Consider the following 26,776-nt stretch of genomic DNA (forward strand, 5'->3'; position numbering starts at 1 on the left):
AGAAGACGGGGGCGAGCTGCGGGAGGTGCTCAGGCCGTGCAGAACGACGCGAGCAGCTCGGCCGGAGCGTTCGCGGGGCACGGGTCGAACGTGAAGATCACGAGCGTGCCGAGGACCGTGACGATCGTGAACGCGAGGTACAGCGCGAGCTTGAGGACGAGGCGAGTGCCGTCACGCTCGGCGTAGTCGTTGATGATCGTGCGCACGCCGTTGGTGCCGTGGAACATGGCCAGCCACAGCATGAGCAGGTCCCAGATCTGCCAGAACGGCGAGGCCCACTTGCCGGCGACGAAGCCGAAGTCGATCGCGTGCACGCCCTCGCCGACCATGAGGTTGACGAAGAGGTGACCGAAGATCAGCACGATCAGCACGACGCCGGAGGCGCGCATGAAGATCCAGCTGTACAGCTCGTAGTTGCTGCGCGTGGCCTTGCGGCGCTTGTACGGGTCGCGCGGGCTCGCGACCGCCGAGGCCGTGGTCGTGGTCGACATCAGTGCCCCCCTCCGAAGACGTTCATGAGGTGACGCGGCAGGAAGCCCGCCATCGTCACGACGAAGAGGCCGACGACGATCCAGAGCATGGTGCGCTGGTACCGCGGGCCCTTGGCCCAGAAGTCGATGAGGATGATGCGGATGCCGTTGAAGGCGTGGAAGACGATGGCCGCGACCAGTCCCGCCTCGCCCAGGCCCATGATCGGCGTCTGGTACGTCCCGATGACGGCGTTGTAGGCCTCGGGCGACACCCGGACGAGCGCCGTGTCGAGCACGTGGACGAGCAGGAAGAAGAAGATGAGCACGCCGGTCACGCGATGCGCGACCCACGACCACATGCCTTCACGGCCGCGGTAGAGCGTGCCAGCTGGTGCACTGGGCACTTTGGGGGCCTCCTGTGGCGAGATCAGGGGGGAGATGTCAGGTTCCGGCCCTGGCCCGGAACTCCCTCAGTCCGGACCGCGGGACCGTCGTCGGCATCGGTCTCTGGGCTTCCACCATAGTGACATCGGCGTCATGATGCGGACCGTCGGAGGCGGCGGAACGCCCCTGCGCGGGGGGTTTGTGACTGATCCCACAGCCCGCGGGGGAACTGTGCGGCTCACTATGCTGCCCTCATGGCCTCCTCGTCCGCCGGGCCGATCCCCGGCTTCCACGCCGTCGTCCCGGCAGGAGGCGCGGGCACGCGGCTGTGGCCGCTCTCGCGCGCCGGCTCGCCCAAGTTCCTCCTCGACCTCACCGGCTCGGGCCGCTCGCTCCTGCAGGCGACGGTGGACCGGCTCGTCCCGCTCGCGGGAGAGCAGGGCGTCGTGCTCGTCACGGGGGACCGGCACGTCGCCGCCGCACGCACCCAGCTCCCCGGCCTGCCGGCCGAGAACGTGCTCGCGGAGCCGTCGCCCCGGGACTCGATGGCGGCCATCGGCCTCGCCGCGGCGGTGCTCGAGGCGCGGCACGGCGACGTCGTCGTCGGCTCGTTCGCCGCGGACCAGGTGATCACGGGGCGCGACTCCTTCGAGTCGTCGGTGCGCGAGGCGGTGGAGGCGGCCCGCGCGGGCTACGTGGTGACGATCGGCATCGCGGCGTCGCGGCCGTCGACGGCGTTCGGGTACGTCCACAGCGGCGCGCCGCTCGGCGTCGCGGGGGCGCCGAGCGCGCAGCACGTGCGCGGCTTCACGGAGAAGCCGGACTCCGCGACCGCGCAGCGCTACCTCGCGTCCGGCGAGTACCGGTGGAACGCCGGCATGTTCATCGTCCGGTCGTCGGTCCTCCTGGGGCACCTCGCGGACCAGCGCCCGGAGCTGCACGACGGCCTGCGCGCGATCGCCGCGGCGTGGGACGGCCCCGACCGCGACCGCGTGCTCGCGGAGCGCTGGCCCGCGCTCGAGCGGATCGCGATCGACCACGCGGTCGCCGAGCCCGTCGCGGCCGTGGGCGGCGTGGCCGTCGTCCCCGGCACGTTCGGCTGGGACGACGTGGGGGACTTCAACTCGCTCGCCGCGCTGCTGCCCTCGGTCGACGGCGCCGGCTCGAAGGTCCTCGGTGACACGGGTCGGGTCGTCCGTCGCGAGAGCGCAGGGTCCGTGGTCGTGCCGGCGAGCGACCGGGTCGTCACGGTGCTGGGCCTCGACGACGTCGTGGTCGTCGACACCCCCGACGCGCTGCTCGTCACCACGCGTGCGCGGGCCCAGCAGGTGAAGTCGATGGTCGACACGGTGCGCGAGCTCGGGATGGACGAGCTCCTGTGACCGCCGACGTGACCCTCGCCGCCCGCATCGCCGCCGCCGCGGCCCGCCACGTGGACGAGGTCGTGGCGATCCGCCGCGACCTCCACGCCCACCCGGAGGTCTCGCGCGCCGAGACGCGGACGACGGCGCTGCTCGCCGACCGGTTGCGCGCCGCGGGGCTCGAGCCGCGGCTCCTGCCGGGCACGGGCCTCGTGTGCGACGTCGGCCCGCAGCCCGGGGACGGGGCGGCCACGGGGTCGCCCGTCCCGGGCCGCGTCGCCCTGCGGGCCGACATCGACGCGCTGCCGCTCCAGGACCGGTGCGACCTCCCGTGGGCCTCGACCGTCCCGGGCGTCGCCCACGCCTGCGGCCACGACGTGCACACCGCGGTGGTGCTGGGTGCCGGCCTCGTCCTCGCCGACCTCCACGCGCAGGGCGAGCTGCGCCGCGGCGTGCGGCTCGTCTTCCAGCCCGCGGAGGAGGTCCAGCCCGGCGGGTCGCTCGACGTCCTCGCCGCGGGCGCGATGGACGGCGTCGACGAGATCTACGCGGTGCACTGCGACCCCAAGGTCGACGTGGGCCGCATCGGGACGCGCATCGGTCCGATCACGTCGGCGTCCGACGAGGTCTCCGTGACCATCGCCTCGCCCGGGGGACACACGTCGCGTCCGCACCTCACGGGTGACGTCGTCTACGCGCTGGGTCAGGTCATCACGCAGGTCCCCGCGGTGCTGGGCCGGCGGCTGGACCCGCGCTCGGGCGTGAACCTCACGTGGGGCGCCGTGCACGCGGGGTCGGCGCACAACGCGATCCCGAGCACCGGGACGGTGCGCGGCACGCTGCGCTGCCTCGACGTGCGCGCGTGGGAGTTCGCGGGTCAGGTGCTGCACGACGCGGTCGAGCAGGTCGTCGCGCCGTACGAGGTCGAGGTGACCGTGCACCACACGCGCGGCGTGCCGCCGGTGGAGAACGACGAGCGCTGCACGGGTCTGCTCGAGGCAGCCGCGCGCGACGTCCTCGGCCCGGACTCCGTGCTGCTCACGGAGCAGTCGCTCGGCGGGGAGGACTTCGCCTGGTACCTCACGAAGGTCCCCGGCGCGATGGCGCGGCTCGGCACGCGGACGCCCGGCGGGCGCAGCTACGACATCCACCAGGGCGACCTGCAGGTCGACGAGCGCGCGGTGGACGCCGGGATGCGCCTGCTCGCCCGTGTCGCCGCCGGTCAGGACGGGTGAAGCGGTCCCGACTCGTGGACAGGGGTGTGTCACGCCTCAGACGCAAAGTGACGCTTGCATAACGAAGCAGCGGCGTTACCGACAAGTAACGTGCAAGACCCGTCGGGCTGATTAGTGTTCGGTCCTATAGAGGCCGACGGACCGGTCCTCCCGTGCAACGGCGCTCGGGAGGGCCCAGGGGTCCTTCCCTGCGCGGCCCTGCTACGAGAACGACAGGAGCTATCAGGTGAAGAGAGCGACTCAGGTCACCGCGCTCGCGGCGGTCGCCGCGCTCGCGCTGGCCGCGTGCGGCGCCGCGCCCGAGGACGACGAGACGACCGGCGGCGGCGAGAACACCGCGGGAGGCAACTCCGACTTCTCCGCGTGCATGGTGTCCGACGCCGGCGGGTTCGACGACCAGTCCTTCAACCAGTCGGGCTACGAGGGCCTCATGCAGGCCAAGGACGAGCTCGGCATCACGACCCACGAGGTCGAGTCGCAGGCGGACACGGACTACGCGCCCAACATCGACAGCCTGGTGCAGCAGGGCTGCAACCTCATCATCGGCGTCGGCTTCCTCCTCGAGGACCCGATCCAGACCGCCGCCGAGGCCAACCCCGACACGCACTTCGCGCTGATCGACTCCTCGTTCTCCGACGCGGACTTCAACCCCGTCGAGATCGACAACGCCAAGCCGATCCTCTTCAACACCGCCGAGGCCGCGTTCCTCGCCGGGTACCTCGCGGCGGGCATGACGGAGTCCGGCACGGTCGCCACGTTCGGCGGCATCCAGATCCCGTCGGTCGCGATCTTCATGGACGGCTACGTCGACGGCGTCGCGAAGTACAACGCGGACAACGGCACCGACGTCAAGGTCCTCGGCTGGGACAAGGCGGCCCAGACGGGCACGTTCACCGGCGACTTCGACAACCAGGCCAACGGCCAGAACGTCACGCAGGGCTTCATCGACCAGGGTGCGGACATCATCATGCCCGTCGCCGGTCCGGTGGGCCTGGGCGCGGCGGCCGCGGCCGAGGGCGCGGGCGCCAAGATCATCTGGGTCGACTCGGACGGCTTCCTCACGACGGACTACGGGAGCCTCATCCTCACGTCGGTCATGAAGCAGATCGGCCCGGCCGTGTTCGACACGGTGAAGGAGTCGGCGGACGGCAACTTCACCAACGAGCCGTACGTCGGCACGCTGGAGAACGAGGGCGTCGGCCTCGCGCCGTTCCACGACTTCGAGGACGCCGTCCCGGCGGAGCTCCAGGACCAGCTCGCGCAGTACCAGGAGCAGATCATCGCGGGCGACCTCGTCATCGAGTCGCCGAACGCGCCGTGACGCGACGCTGAACCCGCCGACCGCCCCCGGGCGGTCGGCACCGGTGGCCCGGGCACCGCGCCCGGGCCACCGTCATGACGACGACGGGGTCGTCGGTACCTGCGACGACGCCCACGGTGCCCACGACGCGACGCGCTCGGGCGAGTGCGGTTCGATGGAGTACCGCGACGTGCGCGGGGTCGGCACCGCGAAGAACGCTGCGAAGCACGAGGAGAGGCAGACCGGTGAAGCTGGAGCTGCGCGGGATCACGAAGGTCTTCGGGTCCCTGGTCGCCAACGACCACATCGACCTGGTCATCGAGCCCGGCGAGATCCATGCCCTGCTCGGGGAGAACGGTGCGGGCAAGAGCACGCTCATGAACGTGCTCTACGGGCTGTACGACCCGGACGACGGGCAGATCCTCGTCGACGACGTCCCGGTCCAGTTCACCGGACCCGGCGACGCGATGGCCGCCGGCATCGGCATGGTGCACCAGCACTTCATGCTCGTGCCGGTCTTCTCCGTCGCGGAGAACGTCGCGCTCGGCCACGAGCCCGTCAAGGGCGCCGGCCTCATCGACGCGCGCCGCGCGCGCCGTCTGGTCCAGGAGATCTCCGACCGCTTCGGGTTCGAGGTCAACCCGGACGCGATGGTCGAGGACATCCCGGTCGGCGTGCAGCAGCGCGTCGAGATCATCAAGGCGCTCTCGCGCGACGCGCGCGTGCTCATCCTCGACGAGCCGACGGCCGTGCTCACCCCGCAGGAGACGGACGAGCTCATCGCGATCATGCGCCAGCTCAAGGCGGCGGGGACGTCGATCGTGTTCATCACGCACAAGCTGCGCGAGGTGCGTGCGGTCGCGGACCGCATCACCGTCATCCGCCGCGGCAAGGTCGTGGGCACGGCCGACCCCAGCGCGAGCGAGACCGAGCTCGCGTCCCTCATGGTCGGCCGCTCCGTCTCCCTCGGGGTCGACAAGGCGCCCGCGGCGGCGGGCGACGCCACGTTCCGCGTGGACGACCTCACGGTCATGGACGACGCGGGGACCGCGGTGGTCGACCGGGTGAGCCTGGACGTCGCGCGCGGCGAGATCCTCGTGGTCGCGGGGGTCCAGGGCAACGGGCAGACCGAGCTCACCGAGACGATCGTGGGCCTGCGCAAGCCGGTCGCGGGCTCGATCCGCCTCGACGACAGGGAGCTCGTGGGCCGCAGCGTCTCCCAGGTGCTCGAGGCGGGCGTGGGCTACGTGCCCGAGGACCGCAGCACCGACGGGATCATCGGGACGTTCTCCGTCGAGGAGAACCTCGTCCTGGACCTCGTGACGTCGCCGCCGTACTCGCGGGGCGGGGCGCTCGCCCGCGGGACCATCCGCGACAACGCGGAGCAGCGCATCGTCGAGTTCGACGTGCGCACGCAGTCCGTCGAGACGCCCGCCGGGACGCTCTCGGGCGGCAACCAGCAGAAGGTCGTCCTGGCGCGCGAGATGTCCCGCCCCCTGCGCCTGCTCATCGCGTCGCAGCCGACGCGCGGGCTCGACGTGGGCTCGATCGAGTTCGTCCACCAGCGCATCGTCTCGGAGCGCGACAACGGGACGCCCGTGATCATCGTGTCGACCGAGCTCGACGAGGTGCTCGCGCTCGCCGACCGGATCGCCGTCATGTACCGCGGTCGCGTCGTCGGGGTCGTCCCCGGCGACACGGACCGCGACGTCCTCGGCCTCATGATGGCCGGGGTCCCGCTCGAGGAGGCCGTCGTGCAGGCCGCCGAGCACCACACGACCCTCGGCGAGGCGGACGCCCTCGCCGAGGACGCGCCGTCGGACGTCGCGCAGGCCGCGGACGCCGCCCGCGAGGAGGAGATCCAGTGACCCAGCAGGCAACGCCCGACGACGCGGCGGCGCTCCCGCCGACGCCGGCGCCTCCCAGCGACACCCCGACGGCGGAGACGCCCGCGGGCCAGAACGTCCTGCGCGAGATGCTCGAGAGCAGCTGGCTGGTCTCGCTGCTCGCGATCGTGGCCGCGCTGGTCCTCGGTGGCGTCCTCATCGCGGCGGCCGACCCGGCGGTCCAGGAGGCGGCGACCTACTTCTTCGCCCGCCCCTCGGACTTCTTCGCCGCGGTGTGGAACGCCGTGTTCGGCGCGTACAGCGCCCTGTTCCAGGGCGCCGTCATCAACTTCCAGGCACCCGACCTCGCCCGCGCGCTGCGGCCCCTCACCGAGACCATGACCGTGGCGACGCCGCTCATCCTCGCGGGCCTCGGCCTCGGCATCGGCTTCCGCGCGGGCCTGTTCAACATCGGTGCCCAGGGGCAGATCATCCTCGGCGGCATCTTCGCCGGCTTCATCGGCTTCACGTTCGCGCTGCCCCCGGGTCTGCACCTCTTGCTCGCCGTGCTCGGGGCGGCGCTCGGCGGGGCGATCTGGGCGAGCATCGCCGGCGTGCTCAAGGCCCGCACCGGGGCGCACGAGGTGATCGTCACGATCATGCTCAACAACATCGCGATCTACCTCGTCGCGTACCTGCTCACCACCCCGGCGTTCCAGCGCCCGGGGAGCAGCAACCCGATCAGCCCGCCGATCCCCGGCACCGCGACGTTCCCGCTGCTGCTCGGCGAGGGCTTCCGCCTCCACCTGGGTTTCGTCCTCGCGCTCCTCATGGCCGTGGGCGTCTGGTGGCTCATGGAGCGCTCGACGCTCGGCTTCCGCTTCCGCGCGGTCGGCGAGAACCCCCACGCCGCGCGCACCGCGGGCATGTCCGTGCCGTGGACGACCGTCTGGGTCATGGCCATCGCGGGCGCGCTCGCCGGCCTCGCGGGCAGCGCCCAGGTGCTCGGCACGGAGAAGGTGCTCACCGCGGGCGTCGCGGCGAGCTTCGGCTTCGACGCGATCACGGTCGCCCTGCTCGGCCGGTCCCGCCCGCTCGGCACGGTCCTCGCGGGTCTCCTCTTCGGTGCGCTGCGCGCGGGCGGCTTCGCGATGCAGGCGCGGACCGGGACGCCGATCGACATCGTGCTCGTCGTCCAGTCCCTCATCGTGCTCTTCATCGCCGCCCCGCCGCTCGTGCGGGCGATCTTCCGCCTGCCGACGCCGGGCGGCCCGACGCGGGCCGAGCGCCACGCCGCGAGGCAGCGCGCGAAGGCGGCCACGACCACCACGACGACGCAGGAGGCCGGAGCATGAGCACCGCGACCACCACCCCGGCGCCGGCCGCCGCGCCGGAGCGCGCGGCCAAGCCGCTGCCGCCCATCAGCTGGAAGGCTCCGATCGCCTACGCGGTCATCGGCCTGCTGTCGCTGGTCTTCTTCGCGCTGCTGCCCGCCGGTGGGCACCAGACGACGTTCCGCCTCTCCACGGCGAACGACTTCTTCCAGATCGAGCCGGTCACGGTGAGCTCGACCGGGGCGGCGCTGTTCCTGTCGATCCTCGCGCTCCTCCTGGCGGGCCTGTCGTTCTGGGCCGCGCGCGACCGCCGCAAGGTCGGCATCTGGCTGCCGATCGTGTTCGGCGTCGCCGTCGTCTTCGCGTTCCTGTGCTGGGCCGGCGCGGGCAAGTCCGCGATCCCGCTCACGGGCCTGCTCCAGGGCTCGCTGTTCCTCGCGGTCCCCCTCGTGTTCGGCGCGCTCTCGGGCGTGCTGTGCGAGCGCGTCGGCATCATCAACATCGCGATCGAGGGGCAGCTCCTCGCCGGGGCGTTCCTGGCCGCGGTCGTCGCCTCGCTCACGTCCTCCGCGTACGCGGGCCTCATCGCGGCACCGATCGCGGGCGCCCTCGTGGGCGTGCTGCTCGTGATCTTCTCGGTGAAGTACTGGGTGAACCAGATCATCGTCGGCGTCGTGCTCAACGTGCTCGTGGTCGGCGTGACGAGCTACCTGTACTCGACGGTCCTCACCGAGGACTCGGCGACGTGGAACTCGCGCCACCCGCTGCCGGTCATCGAGATCCCGGTGCTGTCGCAGATCCCGGTCGTGGGCCCGGTGCTCTTCCGCCAGACCCTGCTCGTCTACATCATGTACGTCGTCGTGATCCTGCTCCAGATCTTCCTCTTCCGGAGCCGGTGGGGCCTGCGCCTGCGCGCCGTCGGCGAGCACCCCAAGGCCGCCGACACCGTGGGCATCAAGGTCAACGCGACCCGCGTGCGCAACACGATCCTCGGCGGAGCGGTCGCCGGCCTCGGCGGCGCGTTCTTCACGGTCGCGGCAGGTCTTGCGTTCGGCAAGGAGATGACGGGCGGCAAGGGCTTCATCGCCCTCGCGGCCATGATCCTCGGGCGGTGGAACCCGGTCGGCGCGCTCGTCGCGGCGCTCCTGTTCGGGTTCTCGGACAACCTCCAGACGGTGCTCGGCATCGTGGGCACGCCGATCCCCAGCCAGATCATGCTCATGACGCCCTACGTCGTGACGATCTTCGCCGTCGCCGGTCTCGTCGGGCGCGTGCGCCCGCCGGCCGCCGAGGGCATCCCCTACGTGAAGTGAGGTCACGGTGCCGATGACAGACCTGCCGCACGTGCACCACTCCGTGCCCCGGCCGGGTGAGGGGACGGACCAGGGCGGGACCGGCGTCGGGCCGGACGTCGACTGGGACGCGCTGCGTGACGCCGCGCGCGGGATCATGACTCGCGCGTACGCCCCCTACTCCGGCTTCCCGGTGGGCGCCGCCGCGCTCGTGGACGACGGGCGCGTCGTCGTCGGGTGCAACGTCGAGAACGCCGCGTACGGCGTGACGCTGTGCGCCGAGTGCTCGCTCGTGAGCTCGCTCGTCGGGACGGGCGGAGGCCGCCTCGTGGCGTTCGCGTGCGTGGACCGGCACGGGGCGACGCTCATGCCGTGCGGGCGCTGCCGGCAGCTCCTGTGGGAGCACGGGGGGCCCGACCTGCTGGTCGACACCGTGCGTGGTATCAAGACGATGAGGGACGTGCTGCCCGACGCCTTCGGGCCCGAGGATCTGGAGGAGCGGTCGTGACCAGCGACGACGTGACCCCGCAGGGTGGCGGGACCGAGGACCAGGACGCGACGGCGGAGGCGCTCGTCGGGGCCGGGGCCGGGGGCGAGGACGCGGGCGCAGACGGCGAGGGGCCGGCTCCCGAGCCGTTCGACGCCGTCGACGTCATCCGGACCAAGCGCGACGGCGCGCGGCTCGACGCCGCGCAGATCGACTGGGTGATCGACGCCTACACGCGCGGCGTCGTCGCCGAGGAGCAGATGGCCGCTCTCGCGATGGCGATCTACCTCAACGGCATGGACCGGACCGAGATCGGCCGCTGGACGCAGGCGATGATCGCCTCGGGCGAGCGGATGGACTTCTCGGGGCTCTCGCGCCCGACGGCGGACAAGCACTCGACCGGGGGCGTGGGGGACAAGATCACGCTGCCGCTCGCACCGCTCGTCGCGGTGTACGGCGTCGCGGTGCCGCAGCTCTCCGGTCGCGGCCTCGGGCACACGGGCGGCACGCTCGACAAGCTCGAGGCGATCCCGGGGTGGCGCGCGGCGCTCACCAACGAGCAGATGATGAACGCGCTCGAGCACGTCGGCGCGGTGATCTGCCAGGCGGGCTCCGGTCTCGCGCCCGCGGACCGTCTCCTGTACGCGCTCCGCGACGTCACGGGGACGGTCGAGTCCATCCCGCTCATCGCGAGCTCGATCATGAGCAAGAAGATCGCGGAGGGCACGGGCGCGCTCGTCCTCGACGTCAAGGTCGGCTCCGGCGCGTTCATGAAGGAGCTCGACTCGGCGCGCGAGCTCGCCCGGACCATGGTCGACCTCGGGACCGACGCCGGCGTCCGCACGGTCGCGCTGCTCACGGACATGTCGACGCCGCTCGGCCTCACCGCGGGCAACGCGCTGGAGGTGCGCGAGTCCGTCGAGGTGATGCAGGGCGCCGGACCCCAGGACGTCGTCGACCTCACGGTCGCGCTCGCGCTGGAGATGCTCGCCGGGGCGGGCCGGCCGCAGGACGAGGACGACGTGCGGCACGCGCTCGTGGGCGGTCGCGCGCTCGACAAGTGGCGCGAGATGATCGCCGAGCAGGGCGGCGACTCGCGGGCCCCGCTGCCGGTCGCGCGCGAGCGCGAGCACGTCGTCGCCGACCGCGACGGCGTGCTCGAACGGCTCGACGCGTACGCCGTCGGGGTCGCCGCGTGGCGGCTGGGCGCGGGCCGTGCGCGCAAGGAGGACCCGGTGCAGGCGGGCGCGGGCGTCGAGCTGTTCGCCAAGCCCGGCGACCCGGTGCGCAAGGGTCAGCACCTCATGACGCTGCACACCGACACCCCGGAGCGCTTCGAGCGGGCCGTTCAGGCGCTCGAGGGGGCGTGGGGGATCGCGGACCCGGGGACCGTCGTCGAGCGCCGGCCCGTCGTCCTGGACCGCGTCGACTGAGCGTGGCACCCGACGAGCCGAGCGCCGACGAGCCGGCGGACACGCGTCGGCCGCGCTCCGTCTACGGGGTCGGGTCCGAGCCCGACGCGCGGTTCAGCCTCGCCAACGAGCGGACGGCGCTCGCGTGGGTGCGCACGGGCCTCGGCCTGGTCGCGGGCGGCGTCGCGCTGACGTCCTTCGCGACGTTCGCCGACATGCCGGGCGTCCTCGACGTCGTCGCCGGCGTCGCGTGCCTCGTGGGTGCCGGGTTCGCGGGCTACGCGCTCGTCTCCTGGCGCCGCAACGAGCGCGCGCTGCGCCTGCGTCGGCGGCTGCCCGCCCCGAGCGGGCTGCCCGTGCTCGTGGTGGGGGTCGTGGTCCTCGCGCTGCTGCTCGCGGGCTACGCCGTGGGTTCGGCGAGCGGGCCGTGAGCACGCCGCCGGGGGAGGTGCCCTCGCCGCCGGTCCGGGACGAGGGGATGCAGCCGGAGCGCACGGCGCTCGCGTGGCAGCGGACGGTGCTCGGCGTGGTCGTGGGAGCGCTGCTGCTCGCGGGCGCGGGGCTCCGCTCCGGGTCGACGGTCACGGTGTGCGCGGCGGTCGCCGTCGGCGTGCTGGCGCTCGTGCCCGCCGTCCTGCGGCCCCCGACCGGCGGGCTGCCCGGCCACGGGCGGCTGTACTCGTGGTCCTTCTTGGTGCGCGTCGCGAGCCTCGTCGTCGTGCTGGCCGTCGTGGGTGCCGCCTGGGCGCTCGGCCGGGCGCTGGGAGCGGCATGACCCTCCGGGGTGCGCTCGGCGCGCTGCGGGTCACGGACCTCGCGCGGCTCGTTCCCGCGCGGGCGGTGCCGCAACCACCGCCCGGCGGCGTCTACCGGCCCGACGGCGGGACGGACCGTGCGCTCGACCGCGCCCGGCGCGCGGGCCACCCCGAGCACCGGGTGCGCGCGCTCGCCGGCACGCTCGGTGCGCTCGACCCGAGGACGCGGCGCGCCGTCGTCGACCCGTTGGGCCGCGCCGACCCCGGGCCGAGCGGTCCACGCGACCGCCGGTCCCGGCCGCTCGAGCTCGGCGGGGAGCCGGCGCGCCAGACCGACGCGACGACGTGCGGCTCGGCCGTGCTCGGGCTGCTCGCCGCGGCGGGCGACCCGGTGCTCGCGCTGTGGCTCGTCACGGGGCTGCGCCCGGGTGACGACGGCGGGCCGGGCGGCCGGCCCCGTGCGGGAGGCGCGTCGCGGTTCGGGGAGCTGCAGCGGGTACTGAAGCGCCGGACCAACCGCGCCGCTCTCGGCCCCCTGCCGTGGCCAGCGTCCCTCGGGACGCCGCCGTGGGGCGCCGCGCGGACCGCGCGGCACGCGGACGTGCGGTACGTCGAGCGCGTCGTCGCGGGAGACCCCGACGACGACCCCGTGGTCCGGGCCGCCCTCGCCGCGGCGGCGCGCGGCGTCCCCGTCCCGCTCTTCACCGGGGGCGACCTCGCCCTCGGCGTCGCGACCGCCGTGCCGCGCCACGTCGTGCTGCTCACCGACGCCGACGACGGCACCGACGCCGACGCGCGGGCGCGGCGGTGCCGGGTCTACGAGCCGTCGTCGGGCACCGTGCACGACCTCGACGCGGCCGCCCTGCTCGACGGCGCGCGGTCGCCCGAGGTGCGTCGTGCCCTCGGGGGCTGGCCGCACCTCTGTTGGGCGCTCCTGCCCGCCGTCGGCCGGGCTGGCGAGGCCCCGCACCCGGCGAGAGGATGAAGACGGCCGCCACGGCCGTGGCGCGCCGAGTCGTCAGGTGAGGAGTCGCGATGAGCACCGTGCCCGGGAACGACGCGTGGCGGGACGCCGGCCTGGTCGAGCAGGACGAGGAGGTCGTGAGCCTGGTCGAGGAGTCGGAGGACGACGGCCCGGGCGTCGACGACGCCGAGCACGAGAGCGACGAGTACCGTCCGCGCACCGCGCGACCCGACCTCGAGGGGGAGGCGAACGAGGCCGACGTCGTCGAGCAGGCGTCCGCCGTGCCGGGCGAGGAGGACGACTACGCCTGACCGGGCCGGGGCGCCCGGCCGTTCGGCGCGAGCGGGGGCGTACCGGCCGGTACCGTGAGCGCATGACCACCGAGAACGCCCCCCTGACGGTCGACGTCATCCGCTCGCTGCCCAAGGTCGTGCTCCACGACCACCTCGACGGGGGGCTGCGCCCCGCCACGATCCTCGAGCTCGCCGCCGACGTCGGGCACCAGCTCCCCGCGGGCGACGCCGAGTCTCTCGGCGCGTGGTTCGCCGAGTCGGCCGACTCGGGCTCCCTCGTGCGCTACCTCGAGACGTTCGACCACACGATCGCCGTGATGCAGACGCGCGACGCGCTCGCGCGGGTGGCGCGTGAGGCGGTGCTCGACCTCGCCCGCGACGGCGTCGTGTACGCCGAGCAGCGGTGGGCGCCCGAGCAGCACCTCCAGCGTGGGCTGACCCTCCAGGAGACGGTGGACGCCGTGCAGTCCGGCATCGAGCAGGGCGTCGCCGAGGCCGCCGCGGAGGGCCGGACGATCCGCGTCGGGCAGCTCGTCACCGCGATGCGCCACGCCGACCGGTGGCAGGAGATCGCCGAGCTCGCCGTCGCGAACCGCGCGAACGGCGTCGTCGGGTTCGACATCGCGGGTGCCGAGGACGGCTTCCCGCCGTCGCGCCACCCCGAGATCTGGCGCTACCTCGCCGACCAGAACTTCCCCGTCACCATCCACGCGGGCGAGGCCGCCGGTCCGGCGTCGATCGCCGAGGCCGTGCACCTCGGGCAGGCGAGCCGCATCGGTCACGGCGTGCGCATCGTCGAGGACATCACGTTCGACCCGGAGTTCCCGCACAGCACCGAGGGCGAGCCGGGTACGGCCGCGCTCGGCCTGCTCGCGCACTGGGTGCGCGACCACCAGATCCCGCTCGAGCTGTGCCCGTCGTCCAACGTGCAGACCGGGGCGGCGACGTCGGTCGCGGACCACCCGATCACCCGGCTCAAGGAGCTCGACTTCGCCGTCACGCTCAACACCGACAACCGGCTCATGTCGCGCACGACGATGACGCAGGAGATGGCGCTCCTCGTCGAGCACGCCGGGTGGACGATCGACGACCTCGCCGACGTCACGATGACCGCCGCGTGGAGCGCGTTCGTCCACCACGACGAGCGCCGCGCGCTCGTCGACGACGTGATCCTGCCGGGCTACCAGGAGGTCCAGGGCGCGCAGCTCTGAGCAGACCTGCCGACCCGCCCGGGTCGCCGAAACATGACGGTGGTGCCGTGATCGACGCGATCACGGCACCACCGTCGTGCTCGGCCGGGGGTCAGACGCCCTTCGGGTGCCAGACCGTCTTGGTCTCGGTGAACGCGAGGATGCGCTGGGGGCGCGGCGCCTCGGTCCAGTCGGGCACGGCGTCGTCGCCGCGGCGGCCGACGGCGGGGCGCAGGACGCGCTTGACCGAGTCCGCGGCGGCGGCCTCGAGCTCGCCCCACGCGACGCCCTCGGCACCCACGGCGCCCGCGAGGTCGATCGCGTTGACGTCGAGGTGCGACGCGAGCGGGGGAGCGAGCTCCTGGGTGAAGCCCGTGAGGACGTTCACGACGCCGCCCGGGACGTCCGACGTCGCGAGGACCTCGGACAGCGTGACCGCCGGGATCGGGCGCTGCTCGCTCGCGACGACGATCACGGCGTTGCCCGTGACGAGCGGCGGCACGATCGTCGAGACGAGGCCGAGCAGCGACGAGCGCTGCGGCGCGAGGACGACGACGACGCCCGTCGGCTCGGGCGACGACAGGTTGAAGTACGGCCCGGCGACCGGGTTGGCGGAGCCGGCGACCTGCGCGACCTTGTCCGTCCAGCCCGCGTACCAGACCCAGCGGTCGATCGCCTCGGAGACGGCGACCTCGGCCTGGCGCGCGGTGAGGCCCTCGCCCGCGACGACCTCCGCGACGAACTGCTCGCGGCGCCCCTCCAGCATCTCCGCGACGCGGTAGAGCACCTGACCGCGGTTGTAGGCCGTCGCCCCGGCCCACTTCGCCTGCGCGGCGCGTGCGGCCACGACGGCCTCGCGCGCGTCCTTGCGCGAGCCCTGCGCGACGTTCGCGAGGAACCGGCCCTTGGTGTCCGTCACCTCGTACGTGCGGCCCGACTCGCTGCGGGGGAACTTTCCGCCGACGTAGAGCTTGTACGTCTTGCGCACGCCCAGGCGCTCGGGCGCCGTGCGGGTCGCGGTGGGCGCCTTGCTCGTGCGGGCCATCAGTAGGTGCTCCCCTCGATCAGGTAGGGCGCCAGGCCGTGCCGGCCACCCTCGCGTCCGTAGCCCGACTCCTTGTAGCCGCCGAACGGGCTGGTCGGGTCGAACCGGTTGAACGTGTTGGACCACACGACGCCCGCACGGAGCTGGTCGGCCATCCAGAGGATGCGCGACCCCTTCTCGGTCCAGATCCCCGCGGACAGGCCGTACGGGGTGTTGTTCGCCTTGGCCACGGCCTCGGCGGGGGTGCGGAAGGTCAGGACGCTCAGCACCGGGCCGAAGATCTCCTCGCGCGCGATGCGGTGCGCGGCGGAGACGCCCGTGAACAGGGTCGGCGCGAACCAGTACCCCGACGACGGCAGCTCGCAGTCCGGGCTCCAGCGCGTGGCGCCCTCCGCGGTGCCGGCGTCGGTGAGCTCGGTGATCCGCGCGAGCTGCTGGGGCGAGTTGATCGCACCGACGTCGGTGTTCTTGTCCATCGGGTCGCCGACGCGCAGCGTGCCGAGGCGGGCCTTGAGCCGGTCCACGAGCTCCTCGGCGATCGACTCCTGCACGAGCAGGCGCGACCCGGCGCAGCACACCTGGCCCTGGTTGAAGAAGATGCCGTTGACGATGCCCTCGATCGCCTGGTCGATCGGCGCGTCGTCGAACACGATGTTCGCGGCCTTGCCGCCGAGCTCGAGCGTCGCGTGCTTGCGCGTGCCCGCGATCTCCTGCGCGATGCGCTTGCCGACCGGGGTCGAGCCCGTGAACGCGATCTTGTCGACGTCCGGGTGGTTGACCAGGGCCGAGCCCGTGGCACGCGCGCCGGTCACGATGTTGACGACGCCGGCCGGCAGCTCGGCCTGGCGGAGCAGGTCCGCGAACAGGAGCGCGGTGAGCGGCGTGGTCTCCGCGGGCTTGAGGACCACCGTGTTCCCCGTCGCGAGCGCGGGGGCGATCTTCCACGCGAGCATGAGCAGCGGGAAGTTCCACGGGATCACCTGCGCGGCGACGCCGTGCGGGCGCGGGTCGGGGCCGTAACCCGCGTGCTCGAGCTTGTCGGCCCAGCCCGCGTAGTAGAAGAAGTGCGCCGCCGCCGTCGGGACGTCGACGTCGCGCGACTCGCGGATCGGCTTGCCGTTGTCGAGCGTCTCGAGCACCGCGAACTCGCGCGAACGCTCGGCGAGCAGGCGCGCGATGCGGAACAGGTACTTCGCGCGCTCGCGGCCCGGCATGGGGCCCCACACCTTCTCCTGCGCGCGGCGCGCGGCGCGGACGGCGCGGTCGACGTCCTCCTCGGTCGCCTCCGCGACCTCGGCGAGGACCTCCTCCGTGGCGGGGTTGACGGTCTTGAACGAGCCGGAGTCCGACGCCGGCGTGAACTCGCCGTCGATGAAGAGGCCGTACGACGACGCGATGTCGACGACGGCGCGCGACTCGGGGGCCGGCGCGTACTCGAACGGCGAGCCGGCCGTGCTAGCTGTGGTGGTCATGGTGTCCTTCAGTCCGGCTCAGTCGACGGTCACGTAGTCGGGGCCCCAGTAGGTGCCGGTGGCGAGCTTGTTGCGCTGCATGAGCACGTCGTTGAGCAGCGACGACGCCCCGAACCGGAACCAGTCGGGGTCGAGCCAGTCGCCGCCCGCGGTCTCGTTGACCGCGACGAGGTACTTGATGGCGTCCTTCGACGTGCGGATGCCGCCCGCGGGCTTGACCCCGATCGGGACGCCGGTGAGGGCACGGAAGTCGCGCACGGCCTCGAGCATGACGATCGTCACCGGCAGCGTCGCGGCGGGGGAGACCTTGCCGGTGCTCGTCTTGATGAAGTCGGCGCCCGCGAGCATCGCGAGCCACGACGCGCGGCGCACGTTGTCGTACGTGGCGAGCTCGCCCGTCTCGAGGATGACCTTGAGGTGCGCGTGGTGGCCGTTCGCCCGGCACTCCTCGCGCACGGCGACGATGTCCTCGTAGACCTGGGCGTAGCGTCCCGAGAGGAAGGCGCCGCGGTCGATGACCATGTCGATCTCGTCCGCGCCGGCCTCGACGGCGTCGCGCGTGTCCGCGAGGCGCACCGCGCGGCTCGCGCGGCCCGACGGGAACGCGGTCGAGACGGCGGCGACCTTGACGCCGGTCCCGGCGAGGGCCTCCACGGCGACGGGGACGAGGTCGTTGTACACGCACACGGCGGCCGCCGACGGGCACGTCGGGTCGGCGGGCTCGGGGCGCACGGCCTTCGCGGCGAGCGCCCGTACCTTGCCGGGCGTGTCCGCGCCCTCGAGCGTCGTGAGGTCGACCATGCGGATGATCGTGTCGAGCGCCCAGGCCTTGGACGTCGTCTTGATCGACCGGGTGCCCAGGGCGGCCGCGCGGCCGTCGGCGCCGACCTTGTCGACGCCCGGCAGCCCGTGCAGGTAGCGGCGCCAGGCGGTGTCGTCGAGGAGGGCGGAACCCGTCACGGAGCGCGCGAGATCGGCGATCTCGGCAGCGGACCGGTCGGCCGAACCCGGGGTCGCCGGGGCCGCTCCGGTACCCGCCCGGCCCGTCTGCGCGACCGACGTCGGTGTCGTTGTGCTCATCGCCCCAGGTTACCCGCCGGTACGCCTCGGTGAGCCGACCGGGCGGAGGCTCCGGTGCCGGCCCCGGAGTCAGGCGACGGGTTCGGCGCTGTCGAGGAACCACCAGTGCTTGTCGCTGCGCTCGCACTCCGCGACCATCGCGCGCTCGATCACCTTGCCTCGGGACCCGTCAGCGTGAACGAGCCACTGCAGGGGCTTGTTGTAGAAGCGAAGGCCGCCTCGGCAGGTCGGGCACTCCCCGGTGAACCGCGCGAGCCCGAGCCGATGGTTCCATCCCGTCAGAGCGGGAAGGAAAGATGGCCCGACGTGCTGAGTCTCGTGTTTCGCGACCCGTCGTAGCGCGAGGGCGACGATCGCACCGGCGGTGCACACGACGAACACTGCTAGTGCCCACGGTTCGGTCGAGGGAGCCAGGCGACCAGCGTTCAGCGACCGGATCAGCGGCGCGAACACCGATGCCCCGCCGGCGAGCGAGACGATCCCGAGCACGAGGCTGGCCCAGCCCAGAACCGACTGGGTGAGCGGGCTCGCCCAGTGCCACTTGACGGTGTACCTCGCCGACGGCTCGTCAGGAACTGACGGGGCAACGGTGATGTCGCCGCCCGCCTGATAGATCGAACCGGTGACCCGGGCCTCGTGGACGCTGTTCGCCGTCCCGGCCGGCCCTGTGACGAGCGGGGTACCGCAGCTGTTGCAGAACCGCGCCTGCTCGTCCTGCGCCTGTCCGCACGATCGGCATGTCATCATCTCGTCCCCCTACGACGGCATCGTGAACTCGCAGAGGATTCTGTCGTGCGGCACTGACATCGCCTCGACGGCAAGGCTCTGCCCCGCCATCGTGGCCGGTCGCACGCTGGAGCGGGCGAACGCTCGTGGGCAGGACCTCTCTAGATACCCAGCGCCTTCTGCATGTCGGCCTTGACGCGGTCGAGGCGGTCGCGCGCGGCGGCGCGAGCCGCCGTGAGGTCGGCGTGCGACGCGTCGGGGGCGACGGGCAGCACGACCTCGAGGTAGCACTTCACCTTGGGCTCGGTGCCGCTCGGGCGGACGATGACGCGCGTGCCGTCGGCGGTGAGGATCCGCACGCCGTCGGTGGGCGGCAGGCCGTCGAGGCCGGCGGACAGGTCGGCGACGTCCGAGACGCCCGCACCCGCGAGCGTGCGCGGGGGAGCGGCGCGCAGGTGCGTCATCGTCTCGCCGATGCGGTCGAGGTCGGTGAACCGCGCGGAGAGCTGGTCGCTCACGTGGAGGCCGTGCCGGCGCGCCAGGTCGTCGAGCGCGTCGACGAGCGAGCGGCCCTCCGCCTTGAGGCGGTTGGCGAGCTGCGCGACGAGCAGCGCGGCGCTGATCCCGTCCTTGTCCCGGACGTGCGCGGGGTCGACGCAGTAGCCGAGCGCCTCCTCGTACCCGAAGACGAGCCCGTCGACGCGCGAGATCCACTTGAAGCCGGTGAGCGTCGTCGCGAAGCCGAGGCCGTGCGCGGCCGCGATCTTCCCGAGCAGTCGCGAGGACACGACCGAGCACGCGAGCACCCCGCCGGCGGCGCCGGACGCCGCGACGCGCCTCGCGACGTCGTCGCCGAGCAGCGCGCCGACCTCGTCGCCGTGCAGCGTGCGCCACCCGTTGGAGCGGGCGGTCTCCGCGCCCTGGTACGTCCCGACGCGCGGGTCGAACACCGCGACCGCGCAGCGGTCGGCGTCGGGGTCGTTGGCGAGCACGACGTCGGCCGCGGAGTCCTGCGCGACGGCGAGCGCGAGGTCCATCGCGCCCGGCTCCTCGGGGTTGGGGAACGCGACGGACGGGAAGTCGGGGTTCGGGTCGAGCTGCTCCTCGACCGGGACCACGGTCGTGAAGCCCGCGTCGCGCAGCACGTGCGCGACCGTCTCGCCGCCCACGCCGTGCAGCGCGGTGGTGACGACCTTGAGCCGGCGAGGGGCGCCGTCCGACAGCGCGAGGACCGCGCGGACGTAGGCGCCGACGACCTCCTGGTCCAGGACGGTCCAGCCCCCGCTCGCGCGCGGGACCGACCGTGCCGGGCTGACGGCCGCGATCGCGGCGGCGATGCGCGCGTCGTAGGGAGGGACGATCTGGGCGCCCTGGCCCGAGTCCGTGACGACCCGTCCGCCGAGGTAGACCTTGTACCCGTTGTCGGCCGGCGGGTTGTGGCTCGCGGTGACCATGACGCCCGCGTCCGCGCCGAGGTGGCGCACGGCGAACGCGAGGACCGGCGTCGGGAGCGCCGAGGGCAGGACGAGGACGTCCAGGCCCGCCGCGGTGAGCACGGCCGCGCTGTCGACGGCGAACGTGCGCGAGCGGTGCCGGGCGTCGAACCCGACGACGACGCGCGGGCGGGCCGCGCCACCAGCGCCCGCGGGGCCGAGCGCGTCGAGCAGGTAGGCCCCGAGCCCCGCCGCCGCGCGGATCACGACGGCGCGGTTCATGCGGTGCGGGCCGGCGGCCATGCGCCCGCGCAGCCCGGCGGTCCCGAACTCCAGCGGGCCGGAGAACCGGTCCTGCAGCTCGGTGAGGGCCGCGACGCGCACGTCGTGCTGGCGCGGGTCGGGCGAGTCGGCCAGGTCGAGGAGGTGCCGGAGCTCGTCCTGGTCGCCTGCGTCGACGTCGTCGTCGATCCACGCGGCGACGCGCTCGAGGAACGCGCCGCGGTCGGTCCCCGGGTCGAACGTCGGGTCGTCGGCAGGGTCGGTCCGGTACCCGGCGGTGCGGTCCGTCATGTCACACCAGCTTCGCGATGTCGGCCAGAAGTGCGCTGATCCGGGGCCCCGCGGCCTGGCCGGCCTCGATGACCTCGGCGTGGGAGAGCGGCGTCGGGCTGATCCCGGCGGCGAGGTTCGTCACGAGCGAGACGCCGAGCACCTCCAGGCCGCAGTGGCGGGCGGCGATGGCCTCGAGCGTCGTGGACATGCCGACCAGGTCGGCGCCGAGGATCCCCGCCATCCGCACCTCGGCGGGAGTCTCGTAGTGCGGCCCGGGGAACTGCGCGTACACGCCCTCCGGGAGGGTCGGGTCGACGCGGTGCGCGAGCTCGCGCAGGCGCGGCGAGTAGACGTCGGTGAGGTCCACGAACGTCGGGCCCTCCAGCGGGCTGCGGGCCGTGAGGTTGATGTGGTCGGAGAGCAGCACCGGCGTGCCCGCTCCCCAGTCCTGGTTCAGTCCGCCGCACCCGTTCGTGAGGATGAGCGTCTCCGCGCCCGTCGCGGCGGCCGTGCGCACGCCGTGCACGACGGCGCGCACGCCCTTGCCCTCGTACAGGTGCGTGCGCGAGCCGAGCACGAGCGCGTGCCGGACGGAGCCGTCCGCCCGCTCGACCCGGATCGACCGCGTCACCGAGAGGTGGCCCGCGACGGCAGGGGCGGAGAAGCCCGGGATCTCGTGCGTGGGGACCTCCGCGACGACGTCGCCCAGGAGCTCCGCGGCCCCGCCCCACCCCGAGCCCAGCACGAGCGCCATGTCGTGGCCCTCGACCCCCGTGGCCTCGGCGATGTGGTCGGCGGCGGCCCGCGCCACGAGGAACGGGTCGGTGGCGGGGTCGTCGAGCGGGGGTGTGCTCGCAGGCGTCGTCGTCATGGACGCAAGGCTAGTCCGTCCCCGGGCGCCCGACCCGACGAGCGGCGACGCCGCCGCACGGCCCTGACCGGCGCCGTCGTCTCGCATGCTGACACCGCGGGACGCGACGGCCTGACAGAATGTCCGGCGTGACGCACGCGAGCATCGACCATCAGGCCACCCGCATCGTCGTCCTCGGAGGCGGGCCCGGCGGCTACGAGGCCGCTCTCGTCGCCCGCCGGCTCGGCGCCGACGTGACCGTCGTCGAACGCCAGGGCCTGGGCGGCGCGGCCGTGCTCACGGACGTCGTCCCCTCCAAGACCCTCATCGCGACCGCCGACTGGATGACCATCGCGGAGCGCGCCGCCGAGCTCGGGATCCGCCTGCCCGTCGACACCGCCAAGGCCCAGCACCCCGCCATGCGCCGGCACATCGTCGACCTCGAGGCCGTGAACACGCGCGTCATGGCGCTCGCGGCGGCGCAGTCCGCGGACATCCACGCGCGCCTCGAGCGCGAGGGCGTGCGCGTCGTCATCGGCGAGGGTCGCCTCGACGGCCCCGAGCGCGTCGTCGTCGACGCGCCCGACGGCGCCGACGGCCCCCTCGAGCTCGACGCCGACGTGATCCTCCTCGCGGTCGGTGCGACGCCACGCGTCCTGCCGACGGCGCAGCCCGACGGCGAGCGCATCCTCACCTGGACCCAGCTCTACAACCTGTCCGAGCTGCCGGAGCGGCTCATCGTCGTCGGGTCCGGCGTCACCGGCGCCGAGTTCGCGGGCGCCTACAACGCGCTGGGCTCGGACGTCGTGCTCGTGTCGAGCCGCGACCGCGTGCTCCCGGGCGAGGACGCCGACGCGGCCGAGCTGCTCGAGGGCGTGTTCCGCTCGCGCGGCATGACCGTCATGTCGCGGTCGCGCGCCGAGTCGGCCGAGCGGACCGAGGACGGCGTGCGCGTGACCCTCGCCGACGGTCGCGTCGTCGAGGGCTCGCACGTCCTCATCGCCGTCGGCGCCGTCCCCTCGACGAGCGGCCTCGGCCTCGAGGAGGCCGGGGTCCGGCTCACCCCGAGCGGGCACGTCGAGGTCGACAAGGTGTCGCGCACGTCGGTGCGCGGGATCTACGCGGCGGGCGACTGCACCGGCGTGCTTCCCCTCGCGTCCGTCGCGGCGATGCAGGGCCGCGTCGCCATGTCGCACGCGCTCGGCGACGCCGTCGTGCCGATCAAGCTGCGCACCGTCGCGGCGAACATCTTCACCGCGCCCGAGATCGCGACCGTCGGGTACAGCGAGGAGCAGCTCAAGGCGCAGAGCAGCAAGTACGTCACGACGGTCCTGCCGCTCGCGCGCAACCCGCGCGCCAAGATGCTCGGCATGCGCGACGGCTTCGTCAAGCTCTTCGCGCACCCCGAGGCGGGGGTCGTCCTCGGCGGCGTCGTCGTCGCGCCGCGCGCGAGCGAGCTCGTGTTCCCCATCACGCTCGCGGTCTCGCACCGGCTCACGGTCGACGACGTCGCGTCGGCCTTCACGGTCTACCCGTCGCTCAGCGGCTCCATCGCCGAGGTGGCGCGCATGCTGCACCACCGGGAGGACTGAGCACCCGTCCACGCGGGCCGGCGGGCGCGGCGCCTCAGCCGAGCGTGGCGCCCAGCCGGCGGGCGCTCGCGGCGGGATCCTCGGTGCCCGTGACGAACGTGCGGTGCGCGAGGTTCCGCGTCCCCGGGTCGTCGAACCACTCGGCGAGGAAGTCGTGGCCGTCGCGGACCCAGTCCGTGCCCTTCGACGCGACCGACCGCGCCCGGAGCACCGTCAGGGCGTGCTCGCGGTCGGTGTCGGGCAGGACGAGGACGACGTGCGGCACGGGCGCGAGCGCCGCACGGACGCGGTCCCGGCACGCCGGGTCCGTGTACGACGCGTGCCCCGCACCGAGCGCGAGCACGACGCCGGGGTGCTCGGCGACCGCACGCTCGACGGCGTGCGCCCGCGCGGGCTCCCACTCCCGCTCCGCCGCGCCCCGGCCGACCACCGCGATGCGCTCGACGAGCCGGTCGACGCTCCACCCGACCTCCGGGTAGTAGCGGTCGGCGACGGCGTCGAGGTCGACGAACGCGACCCCGAGCAGCCCCGACACGAGCTCGCCGACCGTGGACTTGCCGGTGGCCGCAGGGCCGAGCAGGACGAGGACCGGTGCGACGGCCCGGCCGTCCGACCGCGGCCGCGACACCCTCAGAGCCGACCGTCCAGCCGCAGCGTCCCCTCCGCGAACGCCAGCTCGGTGAGCTGGAACCCCGGGAAGGTGTGCTCGAGCACGCCGCCGAGCAGCGCCTGCACGTCGACCGCGACCCGCGCGTCGGGCAGCACGCGCACCGCCTCGGGCGGCAGCCCGTGCGCACGCAGCGCGCCCTGGAGCGGGGCCTCGACGAAGCCGAGCAGCTTGTGCGCGGGCAGGCCGGCGGCGTTGGCCTCGACCGCGAGCACGGCGGTGCCGGCCACGACCGACTCCACGTGCAGCGTCGCCCGGACCACGGGGACCAGCCGAGCCGCGAGCCGCAGCGCCGACGGTGGGTCGGGCACCTCGCGCAGGTCGACGACGACCCGCACGTCGTCGCCTTCGCTCGACACCGAGCGCACGTACGGCGGCAGCCCGCCCGTCGCGCGCGCGATCTCGACGGCCTCGGTCACGGTCAGCTCGATGCGCACCCGCCGACCCTAACGCGGCCAGGCGAGCGCCGAGTCGCGCGAGGTAGAGCCGTGGTTCGGCGAGGTAGAGCCGTGGTAGCGCGAGGTAGAGCCCTGGTTGGGCGAGGTAGAGCCGTGGTTCTTGTTTTCGACGGCGTGTGGCTGGGTGGGGTGGGCGGGGTGGGTGGTGGTGCCGCGTCTACCATCCGCCGCTCGTTCCTCGCGGCTCCCGCCAGGCCCGACCACGACGCGGCACCACCACCCACCCCGCCCGGCGTCGTCTCGCCCTGGTCGTCCCTCACGCGGGCGACTGCCCGCGGTGTCGGTCCCGCTCGTGCCGTGGTCAGTCGCGGGTGCGGAGCTCGGTGAGCAGGGGGCGGTGGTCGGAGGCGGTGACGTCGAGGACCTCGAAGGAGCGGAAGGTCACGGGGTCGGAGCCGAAGACCCAGTCGATGCGGTGTGCCGGGGCGACGGCGGGCGACGTGAGCGCGTCGGGGTCGCCGGCGGCGTCCTGGTCGCTCTCGAGCCCGTGCTCCTCCACCAGGGTGATCTCGTCCCAGCCGGGCTCGGCGTTGAGGTCGCCCGCGAGGACGTAGGCGCCCTCCACCGGCTCGTCGGCGAGGAGCGTCCCCAGCTGGTCGAGCCGGGTCGGGGTGTTCTCCTCGCGGTGCTGCAGGTGCACGGACGTCACGCGCACCGGGACGCCCGCGGCGTCGAGGGTCGCGGAGACCGCCGAGCGCTCCTGCGGTCCGGCGCCGTAGGGCAGGGCGTGGCGCGCGACGTCGGCGAGGTCACCCCGCAGCGGGTCCCAGAGGATCGCGTTGCCGAACTGCCGGTCCGCCGCGGGGACGAAGACGACACGCATCCCCGTCTCGCGCGCGAGGAACGTCGCCATGTCGGCGCCGCCGCCGAGCACCCAGCCGCGGGACACCTCCTGCAGGGTGACGACGTCCGCACCTGAGTCCTCGATGGTCGCGACCATCTCGTCGAGCCGGACCGACGGGTCGGCGCTCACGCCGTAGTGCAGGTTCCAGTCGAGCAGGCGCAGGTCGCCGACGGGCTGGTCGGCGACGGCGGACGTCGTGGTCGGGACGTGGACCTGCGTGACCCCGACGAGCGCGAGCACCGCGACCGCCCCGCCGACGGCGAGCGCCGGGAGCCCGGGGAGTCCGGCGGCGGTCGTCGTGCCCGACGCCGCGGGGTCGCCCAGGGGGGCCACGGCGCCTCGCGCGCGGAGCCCGGCGACGACGGCGGGCACGGCGAGTGCGAGCGCCGCAGCGACGGGGACGAGGGTGTGCGGGAAGGGGAGCGGGACGTCGTACTCGAGCTGGTACCCGAGCAGGGGCACCGCGATCCCGAGCCCGGCGACGCTCGCGGCACCGGCGAGGCGCAGCCAGGTGAGCGGGCGCGCCCCGCGCGTCAGGGCGAGCGCGAGCGTGCGGGCGGCGGCGGGGACGAGGAGCACGAGCAGGACGAGGAGCGCCCAGCCCCCGACGGTCCCCGGCCCGTCCAGGCGCGGCACGGCGAGGAACACGACGGCGACTCCCACGACGAGCAGCGCGGGGGACACCCACGGTGAACCCCGCCGGGTCGCGCGGCCCGCCCACGGGACGAACCACGCGGCGAGCACGGCGGCGACGGCGAGCGCGGTGACGGCGAACGGCAGCGCGACGCCCGTCTGGGACGCGGCGAACGCCGGGTTGGCGAGCGCCTGCACCAGGAGCGCGACGAACGGGCCGAGCACCCACAGCCCGCGCGACCCCGGCCAGGCCGCGCGCCCTCGCAGCGCCCACGCGCACGCGACGGCACCGGCGGCGACGACGGCCGTCACGACCCACCCCGCGACGTCGGCCCGCCAGTACGCGTCCCAGGTGCCGAGCACCGCGCTCAGCGCCCCGGCGAGCAGCGCGCCGAGCACGACGCCGACGGCGACGAGCGACCCGCGCGCGAGCGGGGCGCCGGAGCGGGACGGCGTCCGGCCCGACGCGCCGTCGACCTCGGGCGCCGGGTCCGCACCGCCCGCCGGGCTCCCGCTCGCGAACGCGGCGACGAGCACGAGCACGCCGATCCCGAGGGCGACCGTCGCGAGCCCGACGCCGTAGCGCACGAGGCCGAGGTCCGCGCCTGCGGCGATCGCCGCGCCGAGGCCCTGGAGCACGAGGCGCGCCACGACGAGGGACGCCACCGCGAGCAGCACGACCTTGCCCGTGAGCTCGAGGCGCGCCGCGATCATCACGACGAGGACGCCGGGGGCGGCGTACGTCGCGAGCGCCGTGAGGGCCACGGTGACGACGCCCGCGGAGAACGCGTGGTCGAGCAGCGGTCCGCTCGACCGCACGAGCTCGACGACGATCGCGGTGACCGCCACGACGAGCAGGAGCGGCACGACGGTCGCCCGGTCGAACCGGGCGGCAGACCGTGACACGGGCCGCGGGGACGGGGGCTGCGCTGCGCTCACGAGGCACGACGGTACCGGGCGGGCGCTGTGATCCGCACCACACGATCGGGCCTTCCGTGCCAGACTGAGGGATCGGCTGCGACGGCGCGCCACCACCTCGGCGCGCGAGGAGGCGAGGACGTGGAGACGACCGCTGGGATCTCCCGGCACGCGCAGGGCGCCACGAGCGCCCGGACCGC

25 protein-coding genes are annotated in these 26,776 nt (G+C 73.9%); 14 read left to right on the top strand and 11 right to left on the bottom strand.

Annotated elements, in window-relative coordinates; all coding sequences use genetic code 11:
- Positions 1 to 29 precede the first annotated feature (29 nt).
- Both NHH00_RS06680 and sdhC read right to left on the bottom strand, forming a co-directional pair.
- Positions 30 to 491: a succinate dehydrogenase hydrophobic membrane anchor subunit gene (locus NHH00_RS06680; RefSeq protein ID WP_047233508.1), complete on the bottom strand. Its 462-nt coding sequence runs from the start codon at positions 489 to 491 to the stop codon at positions 30 to 32.
- Complete coding sequence (gene sdhC / locus NHH00_RS06685; protein WP_087471554.1) at positions 491 to 874, bottom strand: succinate dehydrogenase, cytochrome b556 subunit; 384 nt, start codon at positions 872 to 874, stop codon at positions 491 to 493. Before sdhC ends, NHH00_RS06680 begins: the two co-directional genes overlap by 1 nt.
- 234 nt (positions 875 to 1,108) lie before the next feature.
- Here sdhC and NHH00_RS06690 point away from each other — a divergent pair, with 234 nt between their 5' ends.
- From NHH00_RS06690 to NHH00_RS06750, 13 genes are all read left to right on the top strand, one after another.
- Complete coding sequence (locus tag NHH00_RS06690; protein ID WP_253051088.1) at positions 1,109 to 2,236, top strand: mannose-1-phosphate guanylyltransferase; 1,128 nt, start codon at positions 1,109 to 1,111, stop codon at positions 2,234 to 2,236.
- Positions 2,233 to 3,450: an amidohydrolase gene (locus NHH00_RS06695; protein ID WP_253051089.1), complete on the top strand. Its 1,218-nt coding sequence runs from the start codon at positions 2,233 to 2,235 to the stop codon at positions 3,448 to 3,450. The genes NHH00_RS06690 and NHH00_RS06695 overlap by 4 nt, the downstream gene beginning before the upstream one ends.
- A gap of 226 nt (positions 3,451 to 3,676) precedes the next feature.
- Positions 3,677 to 4,771, top strand: coding sequence for a BMP family lipoprotein (locus NHH00_RS06700; RefSeq protein WP_253051090.1), 1,095 nt, complete (start codon positions 3,677 to 3,679; stop codon positions 4,769 to 4,771).
- Positions 4,772 to 4,995: 224 nt separating this feature from the next.
- Complete coding sequence (locus NHH00_RS06705; protein WP_253051091.1) at positions 4,996 to 6,618, top strand: ABC transporter ATP-binding protein; 1,623 nt, start codon at positions 4,996 to 4,998, stop codon at positions 6,616 to 6,618.
- Positions 6,615 to 7,931, top strand: a complete 1,317-nt coding sequence (locus NHH00_RS06710) for an ABC transporter permease (protein WP_374614485.1) — start codon at positions 6,615 to 6,617, stop codon at positions 7,929 to 7,931. Before NHH00_RS06705 ends, NHH00_RS06710 begins: the two co-directional genes overlap by 4 nt.
- Complete coding sequence (locus NHH00_RS06715) at positions 7,928 to 9,223, top strand: ABC transporter permease (RefSeq protein WP_253051092.1); 1,296 nt, start codon at positions 7,928 to 7,930, stop codon at positions 9,221 to 9,223. The genes NHH00_RS06710 and NHH00_RS06715 overlap by 4 nt, the downstream gene beginning before the upstream one ends.
- A gap of 13 nt (positions 9,224 to 9,236) precedes the next feature.
- Positions 9,237 to 9,710, top strand: a complete 474-nt coding sequence (locus tag NHH00_RS06720) for a cytidine deaminase (RefSeq protein WP_290444916.1) — start codon at positions 9,237 to 9,239, stop codon at positions 9,708 to 9,710.
- 146 nt (positions 9,711 to 9,856) lie between these two features.
- On the top strand, positions 9,857 to 11,122 hold the full coding sequence (locus NHH00_RS06725) for a thymidine phosphorylase (RefSeq protein ID WP_253051440.1): 1,266 nt from the start codon (positions 9,857 to 9,859) through the stop codon (positions 11,120 to 11,122).
- A gap of 2 nt (positions 11,123 to 11,124) precedes the next feature.
- Positions 11,125 to 11,532 carry a YidH family protein gene (locus NHH00_RS06730; protein WP_253051093.1) on the top strand — a complete coding sequence of 136 codons (408 nt, stop codon included), beginning with the start codon at positions 11,125 to 11,127 and terminating at the stop codon, positions 11,530 to 11,532.
- On the top strand, positions 11,529 to 11,876 hold the full coding sequence (locus NHH00_RS06735) for a DUF202 domain-containing protein (RefSeq protein ID WP_253051094.1): 348 nt from the start codon (positions 11,529 to 11,531) through the stop codon (positions 11,874 to 11,876). Before NHH00_RS06730 ends, NHH00_RS06735 begins: the two co-directional genes overlap by 4 nt.
- A complete protein-coding gene (locus NHH00_RS06740; protein ID WP_253051095.1) occupies positions 11,873 to 12,841 on the top strand; it encodes a hypothetical protein in 969 nt (322 codons plus the stop codon). Before NHH00_RS06735 ends, NHH00_RS06740 begins: the two co-directional genes overlap by 4 nt.
- Before the next feature lie 50 nt (positions 12,842 to 12,891).
- Positions 12,892 to 13,131, top strand: a complete 240-nt coding sequence (locus tag NHH00_RS06745; RefSeq protein WP_253051096.1) for a hypothetical protein — start codon at positions 12,892 to 12,894, stop codon at positions 13,129 to 13,131.
- 62 nt (positions 13,132 to 13,193) lie between these two features.
- Positions 13,194 to 14,324, top strand: coding sequence for an adenosine deaminase (locus tag NHH00_RS06750; RefSeq protein ID WP_253051097.1), 1,131 nt, complete (start codon positions 13,194 to 13,196; stop codon positions 14,322 to 14,324).
- Between the two features lie 91 nt (positions 14,325 to 14,415).
- On the opposite strand, the gene NHH00_RS06755 is transcribed toward NHH00_RS06750, so the two are convergent.
- The 6 genes from NHH00_RS06755 to NHH00_RS06780 form a co-directional block, all read right to left on the bottom strand.
- Positions 14,416 to 15,348, bottom strand: coding sequence for an aldehyde dehydrogenase family protein (locus NHH00_RS06755; protein WP_253051098.1), 933 nt, complete (start codon positions 15,346 to 15,348; stop codon positions 14,416 to 14,418).
- On the bottom strand, positions 15,348 to 16,820 hold the full coding sequence (locus NHH00_RS06760; protein WP_253051099.1) for an aldehyde dehydrogenase family protein: 1,473 nt from the start codon (positions 16,818 to 16,820) through the stop codon (positions 15,348 to 15,350). Before NHH00_RS06760 ends, NHH00_RS06755 begins: the two co-directional genes overlap by 1 nt.
- Positions 16,821 to 16,838: 18 nt before the next feature.
- Positions 16,839 to 17,900 (bottom strand): deoxyribose-phosphate aldolase, encoded by a 1,062-nt coding sequence (gene deoC / locus NHH00_RS06765; RefSeq protein WP_253051100.1) that lies wholly within the window; start codon positions 17,898 to 17,900, stop codon positions 16,839 to 16,841.
- A 69-nt stretch (positions 17,901 to 17,969) separates the two neighbouring features.
- Positions 17,970 to 18,647, bottom strand: a complete 678-nt coding sequence (locus NHH00_RS06770) for a zinc ribbon domain-containing protein (RefSeq protein WP_253051101.1) — start codon at positions 18,645 to 18,647, stop codon at positions 17,970 to 17,972.
- Positions 18,648 to 18,787: 140 nt separating this feature from the next.
- Positions 18,788 to 20,632, bottom strand: a complete 1,845-nt coding sequence (locus tag NHH00_RS06775; protein WP_253051102.1) for a phospho-sugar mutase — start codon at positions 20,630 to 20,632, stop codon at positions 18,788 to 18,790.
- A gap of 1 nt (position 20,633) precedes the next feature.
- Positions 20,634 to 21,485 carry a purine-nucleoside phosphorylase gene (locus NHH00_RS06780; RefSeq protein WP_253051103.1) on the bottom strand — a complete coding sequence of 284 codons (852 nt, stop codon included), beginning with the start codon at positions 21,483 to 21,485 and terminating at the stop codon, positions 20,634 to 20,636.
- Positions 21,486 to 21,604: 119 nt separating this feature from the next.
- On the opposite strand from NHH00_RS06780, the gene NHH00_RS06785 reads away from it, so the two are divergent.
- The gene (locus tag NHH00_RS06785; RefSeq protein WP_374614496.1) at positions 21,605 to 23,056 is read left to right on the top strand and encodes an NAD(P)H-quinone dehydrogenase; all 1,452 of its coding nucleotides are present in this window, start codon (positions 21,605 to 21,607) and stop codon (positions 23,054 to 23,056) included.
- 34 nt (positions 23,057 to 23,090) lie between these two features.
- Here NHH00_RS06785 and NHH00_RS06790 read toward each other — a convergent pair whose 3' ends face one another.
- The 3 genes from NHH00_RS06790 to NHH00_RS06800 form a co-directional block, all read right to left on the bottom strand.
- The gene (locus NHH00_RS06790) at positions 23,091 to 23,684 is read right to left on the bottom strand and encodes a shikimate kinase (protein WP_253051105.1); all 594 of its coding nucleotides are present in this window, start codon (positions 23,682 to 23,684) and stop codon (positions 23,091 to 23,093) included.
- Between the two features lie 2 nt (positions 23,685 to 23,686).
- Positions 23,687 to 24,160, bottom strand: coding sequence for a hypothetical protein (locus tag NHH00_RS06795; protein WP_253051106.1), 474 nt, complete (start codon positions 24,158 to 24,160; stop codon positions 23,687 to 23,689).
- Positions 24,161 to 24,482: 322 nt separating this feature from the next.
- Positions 24,483 to 26,597 (bottom strand): endonuclease/exonuclease/phosphatase family protein, encoded by a 2,115-nt coding sequence (locus tag NHH00_RS06800; protein WP_253051107.1) that lies wholly within the window; start codon positions 26,595 to 26,597, stop codon positions 24,483 to 24,485.
- Positions 26,598 to 26,776 lie beyond the last annotated feature (179 nt).

The organism is Cellulosimicrobium cellulans (assembly GCF_024124905.1).
Classification (GTDB): domain Bacteria; phylum Actinomycetota; class Actinomycetes; order Actinomycetales; family Cellulomonadaceae; genus Cellulosimicrobium; species Cellulosimicrobium cellulans_G.